This is a genomic window from Acidobacteriota bacterium (genome assembly GCA_003696075.1).
Classification (GTDB): Bacteria; Acidobacteriota; Polarisedimenticolia; order J045; family J045; genus J045.
In genome coordinates this window covers 1-5,404 of record RFHH01000097.1, presented here as the reverse complement: position 1 = coordinate 5,404, position 5,404 = coordinate 1, and the positions used below count along the sequence as shown (strand labels likewise).

Below are 5,404 nucleotides of genomic sequence, written 5' to 3'. Positions count from 1 at the left end.
GCGGTGGAGGGGGCGGGGAACGCGGACCGCGCCGCCGGCGGCGCACGATCTCGCGCCATTCGAGGGAGCGCCGCCGCCTCAGCTCGTTCTCCGTCACCAGTCCGGTGAACATGCTCCGGTCCAGCGGATAGACGTCCGGGTCGAAGACGACCCGGTAGATGTGCCCGACGAGAATCGTCAGGGCGGCGAGCCATGCCTCGTACAGGTGCACGGTCGCCATCAGGTCGAGCACCCACTTCGGGAACAGCCTCAGCGTCAGCGTCTCGAACCAGAGCATCAGACCCGTGAGGCCCATGATCGCCGTACCCCAGACCACGCCGAGGTACTCGAACCGCTCGGAGTAGGTGAAATGCCCGGCAGGTGGCGGCGCTTCGCGCCGGCCGGCGAGGAACGCGATCGTCTCGCGGAGCTCGGCGAGATCCGCCCGCCCCGGACGCAGGGCCGCGGCCATCGTGCGCCCTCGCTCGGTGGACGCGAGATAGACGATGTGGACCGCGGCCAGGGCGAGCAGGGCCGTCCCGGCGATCCGGTGGAGATCGCGTCCCAACTCGAACAGGACAGGCGAGCCGGTGAACGGGCGCGCCCACCAGCTCTCGGGGTAGGCCAGGCTGAAGCCGGTGACCACCAGCACGAGGAAGCTGGCGAGGAGCACCGCATGCTGCAGGCGTTCCGCCAGGGTCCAGCGAAGGTAGACGCGCTGCAAGCTGCGGCGTCCCGCCTCGATCGTCAGAAGGGCCATGGCTCCTCCCCGCGACGGCGCGAAGCGGACCGGCGCACGAGATCCGCTCCGTTGTGCAGCGTGAGGGCGCTGACCACCAGGACGATGATCCCGATGTACAGGCGCCGCACCGCGTTGACGATGCGGCCCGGCAACGTGCTCGAGGCCACGTGCACCGGTCCTCGTGCGAAACCCGCGGCTCCTTCGTCGTGGCAAGCTCCACAGGTGCGGCGCAGGTTGGCGGGATGGATCTTCGATTCGGGGTCGGAGGAGGGGAGGATGCGGTGGATCCCGTGGCAGCTCGCGCAGTTCGCCGCGGTCAGCGAACCCGCGCGCACCGCCAGGCCGTGATAGCTCCGCTCGAAGGTCTGCAGCCGGTCGATAGGCAGCCCGTAACGGCGCGCGATCAGCTCCGAAGCATGACAGCGGCCGCAGGTTTCTCTCGAGACCCGCAGGGGATGGACCGGGGAGGCGGGGTCGCGCGGAGAGCGCACCGCATGCTCTCCGTGGCAGTCGATGCAGACGGGGACGCCGCGCACCCCCGCCTCCGCCGCCCGCCCGTGGACGCTTTCGCGGAAGTCGCGGGCGATGTCGCGGTGGCAGGCGCCGCACGTGTCGGGGATGTTGCGCCAGAAGATGGTCGACCGCGGGTCGTCCATCGGAAGCACGAGGTGCCCGCCGTGGCAGCGGCTGCAGGTTGCCGCCCGAAAATCGCGCTCCGAGATCACCGCGACACCGTGGACGCTGGAGCGGTAGGCTTCGAGGGGATCGGGGACCGGGATTTCGTGCCGCCGGACGAGCTTCGGGTCCGCGTGGCAGCGGGCGCAGGTCCTCGGTTCGTTCAGCGGGTAGACGCGCGACGCCGGATCGTCAGCGGCGCGGATATCGTGCGCTCCGTGGCAGTCCGCGCAGGTCGGGGCGTCCTCGGCACCGGCCGCACGGGCTCTGCCGTGCACGCTCTGCTCGTAGTCCTCCGCCACGCTCTCGTGGCATAGCCCGCAATCGACCGGCCCGGGCAGTCCGGCGGCCGGCTCCTCGTGGCAGTCGGTGCATTCGAAGCCCTCGTGGACCGAACCGGCCAGCGGATCCTCGCCGGCCGTCGAGGGGAGACCTCCGAGCGCCGCCGCTGCGGCGACGAGGCACCACCGGACCCTCGCCTTCATCGGAACGCCTTCCCGGCGTGACGCCTCTCGACTCTTGGAAGCCATTGTAGCGGGGACACCCTGCCCAAAGCCCGAACGAGTCGCGCGTAAACGGATCGTTTTGCTCCCGCCGTCCTCGGGCAGGGTCGGTGGCGTCCCCCCGGGGTGGCGCCGGCGTCACCCCGAGGGGGCGCCGGCATCACCCGGGCCGAGGTCGGGCACCGGAACCCGTTGATCCGCGGCCGGATCGGTGGCCGGCCGGTCTGGCACGGCTCGTGCTTGCGGGATTGTGCCGGCGGTGTGGGCGGCTCGGGCCGTCCCACGTTCCGCCGGGCGGAGGCCAATCATGACCACTCGCACGATGGGAGGCAGGCTTTTCCTTCTTGCCGGAGCGCTGGGGGCGATGCTGGCCGCGCCGGCGCTGGCCGGGGGGCCCCGGCATTTCCCCCGTGACCGGCACCGGCCGCGTCCGGCGGCGGAGAGCACCTTCCGCCTCGGTCTCGGCCTGTTCACGCCCGATGCCGACTCGGCCTTCTGGGACGACACGTTCTCGGTTTTCACCGGTTCACCCGATTCGCTCGAAGACGTCGCCATCGGCGCCGACCTGCTGTTCCCGCGCAGCCGCTGGTCGGCCGTCCTCGTTTCGCTCGAGCATCAGGAGGGGACCGCCCGGCAGGCCTACCGGCACGACCCCGACGGCTTCGACGTCTGGCACGACACCGAGCTCCAGGTGACGCCGCTGACCGTGGGTCTTCTGTTCTACCCGGCCGGCCGTGAGGGACTGGTGCCCTACCTCGGCGCCGGCGGCGGTCTGTACTGGTGGCGCTACCGCGAGGCCGGAGACTTTCTCATCTTGAGCGACCCTGCGAAGCCGATCGAATTCCTGGCCTTCGAGAGTGACGGCGTCACCGCCGGTTACTACGTCCTGGCGGGGCTCGACCTGCCCGTGGGTTCCGGTTGGTCGATGTTCGTCGAGGGCCGGTGGCAGCAGGCCGATGACGCGCTGGGCGGCGACTTCGAGGGCGAGGGCACGATCGACCTTTCCGGGCGCTCGCTGCGGGCCGGTGTGGCCTGGCGGTTCTGAGGCTCGTCTCCCGCGCGTGGGAGGGACCCCCGGAGAGCGCCCCCACCGGGCGGTTCGCGGGGGCTAGCCTTCCCGCATGCATCGGGCACCGGGACGCACGCGGCTCCGAGCGATTCGGGGAGGACTCGACCGCCGGCCCACCGTCCTCGACGCGGTCGCGGACTACGCCGCCGAACGCGGCCTTCCGGAAAGCGACGAGGAGCGGGTGGCCGTCGAGGTGGCGCTGGAACTGATCGCCCGCTTCTTCGAGCTGGGACGCCCCTCGCGGAGTCGCGGCGGCGAGGATCCTGCGGCCGGTCGTGTGGAGGCCGAGCGGTTGGTCCCGGCGCTCGGTCCCTGCGTCCGCCTGTTTCCCTACGCCAACATCGTCCGCGCGTCGTGGATCCTCGCCTTCGGGCGGGAAGCCCTCTCGCTCGCGCGCTACTGCCGCCGCCGCGGCTGGTGCGACGCGGAGGCGTTGCGACGGTTCGAGGCCGTTCTGCGCGGTGCCGGGGCGACGCTGCGGCGCTTCCACGCGCTCCAGCAGGCGATCGAGCGCTTTCCCGCGCCCCCGGTGCTCGCCGGAGAAGAGGAGGACCTGTTCGAGGGGCGCTATCGAATCCTCGGCCTCGGTGCCGACGGCGCCGCCCTCGCCGCAGGCGAAGGCGTGGTCGTCGCGCCGGTGAGGCTTCCGGCGCCGGCGCGTCCGCTGTTCAAGACCGGCCGGTACGTGAGCATGCTCATCACGGAGGGGCGCGGAGGATGGTGGCCGTTGGCGACGACCCTTCCCGCCCCGCCGAGTCTCGCCGACCGCCTGCTGAGCCGTGCCGAGGCGGCCTTGGCTCGGGAAGGGGAGAGGGGCTGATCAGCAGCGGGGCGTTGTATGCTGCCCCGCCGATGTGCCGCCGACTGCTCCGTTTCCCGGCCGGGACCCACCGCGGGGAGGGCCGGCCGTGATCGCCCGCTTCGGAGCCGCCTGCGCCCGGTGGGCCGAGCGGAACCTCCCGCGGCCGTTCGTCTTCGCGCTGCTGATCAACGGCGCGGTGCTGGCCGCGGGACTCGTCTGGTGGCCGCGTTCCGGGCGGTTGGCCGGTGTTCTCGACGCCTGGTTCGCGGGGTTCTGGAGCCGCCCGCTGCTCGCGTTCGCGTTCCAGATGGCGCTCATCCTCATCACCGGCTTCGTCGTCGCCGACGCGCCCGCCGTCCGGCGCGCGCTGGCCCGGGTGGGCGGTGCGTGGCGCACGCCACGGGAGGCGGTCGCCCTGGCGGCCGCCAGCGGACTCGTGCTGAGCTTCGTTCACTGGGGACTCGGGCTGGTGGGAGGCGGGCTGGTGGCGCGGGAAATCGGTCGGGAGGCCGCTCGGCGAGGACGGCCGGTTCCCTATCCGCTGGTCGTCGCCGCCACCTACGCCGGGTTCCTCGTCTGGCACAACGGCCTTTCGGGTTCCGCTCCGCTGGCCGTCGCTCAGCCGGACCACCCTTTCGTGTCGATCGCGGGGGCGATTCCGCTCTCGGAAACGATCTTCTCGCCGTTCAACCTCGCTCTCTCGGCCGCTCTTTCCGCCGCCGTCCTGGTGGCAGCCGTGGCGATGGCGGGTCGCGCTCCCTGCCCGGAGCCGCGGCCGGAGCCGCCTGGTCCGCCGTCCGGCGAAGCGGTGGGGCCGCCGCGAGGAGGTCTCGGGCCGGCACTGGAACGGATGCGCCTGATCACGGCCCTGGTCACCGTCCCGGCAGCACTTTGGGTCCTCCTCCGGCTCGTCCCGGGGGTCTGGAGCGGAACACGGTCGGTCGATCTCGACACGATCCTGTTTCTGTTCCTGATGGGCGGGTTTGCCCTTCACGGTACGCCGGCCCGGGCGGCCGAGGCCTTCGCGAACGGGACCAGGCCGGCGGCGGGAATCCTCCTGCAGTTCCCTCTCTACTTCGCCGCGCTGGGCGTGCTTCGGGGGGCCGGCCTCGTGGAGCGGCTCGCGACCGCCGGCGTGGCCGCCGCCGGCTGGCTCGCCGCGCATGGCCTGCCGGCCCGGTGGGCGTTCCAGACGCTCACGTTCCTCTCCGCAGCGGTCGTCAACCTCGCCATCCCCTCGGGGGGAGGGCAGTGGGCCTTGCAGGGCGAGGTCGTTCTGCGGGCAGCCGCGGACCCGGCGGCGGGAGTCGCCACCGGCCGCGCGGTGATCGCCTTCGCTTGCGGGGATGCGTGGACGAACATGCTGCAGCCCTTCTGGGCGCTGGCGTTGCTGTCGATCACGGGCACGCGGGCCCGCGAGATCATGGGCTACACGATCGCGATCATGATCGTCGTCTTGCCGGTCTACCTGGCGGCTTTCTTCTTTTGACGCGACAGTGCGCCGTCGGCGGTGAGCGCACGGATCGAAACCGCTGAACGGCGGAAACTCCGGTGCCATCCCCCACTCGGGCGCCCTCGGGGCGCGCTCGTCTCGCGGGATCTGGTCGTCTACCGGCAGCCGATGCGGCGCTTCG

5 protein-coding genes are annotated in these 5,404 nt (G+C 71.9%); 3 read left to right on the top strand and 2 right to left on the bottom strand.

Translation table 11 applies throughout. From position 1 onward, the window contains the following. On the bottom strand, window positions 1-739 hold a 739-nt coding region (locus D6718_06340; protein RMG45956.1), incomplete at its 3' end, for a DUF4405 domain-containing protein. Then, window positions 727-1,926, bottom strand: a complete 1,200-nt coding sequence (locus D6718_06335) for a hypothetical protein (protein RMG45955.1) — start codon at window positions 1,924-1,926, stop codon at window positions 727-729. The genes D6718_06335 and D6718_06340, both read right to left, overlap by 13 nt. A 280-nt stretch (window positions 1,927-2,206) precedes the next feature. On the opposite strand from D6718_06335, the gene D6718_06330 reads away from it, so the two are divergent. The 3 genes from D6718_06330 to D6718_06320 all read left to right on the top strand — a co-directional run bounded on the left by D6718_06330 (window position 2,207) and on the right by D6718_06320 (window position 5,259). After that, window positions 2,207-2,944, top strand: a complete 738-nt coding sequence (locus tag D6718_06330) for a hypothetical protein (protein ID RMG45954.1) — start codon at window positions 2,207-2,209, stop codon at window positions 2,942-2,944. Between the two features lie 76 nt (window positions 2,945-3,020). Next, on the top strand, window positions 3,021-3,788 hold the full coding sequence (locus D6718_06325) for a hypothetical protein (GenBank protein RMG45953.1): 768 nt from the start codon (window positions 3,021-3,023) through the stop codon (window positions 3,786-3,788). Then, on the top strand, window positions 3,748-5,259 hold the full coding sequence (locus tag D6718_06320) for a short-chain fatty acid transporter (protein ID RMG45952.1): 1,512 nt from the start codon (window positions 3,748-3,750) through the stop codon (window positions 5,257-5,259). The genes D6718_06325 and D6718_06320 overlap by 41 nt, the downstream gene beginning before the upstream one ends. Window positions 5,260-5,404 lie beyond the last annotated feature (145 nt).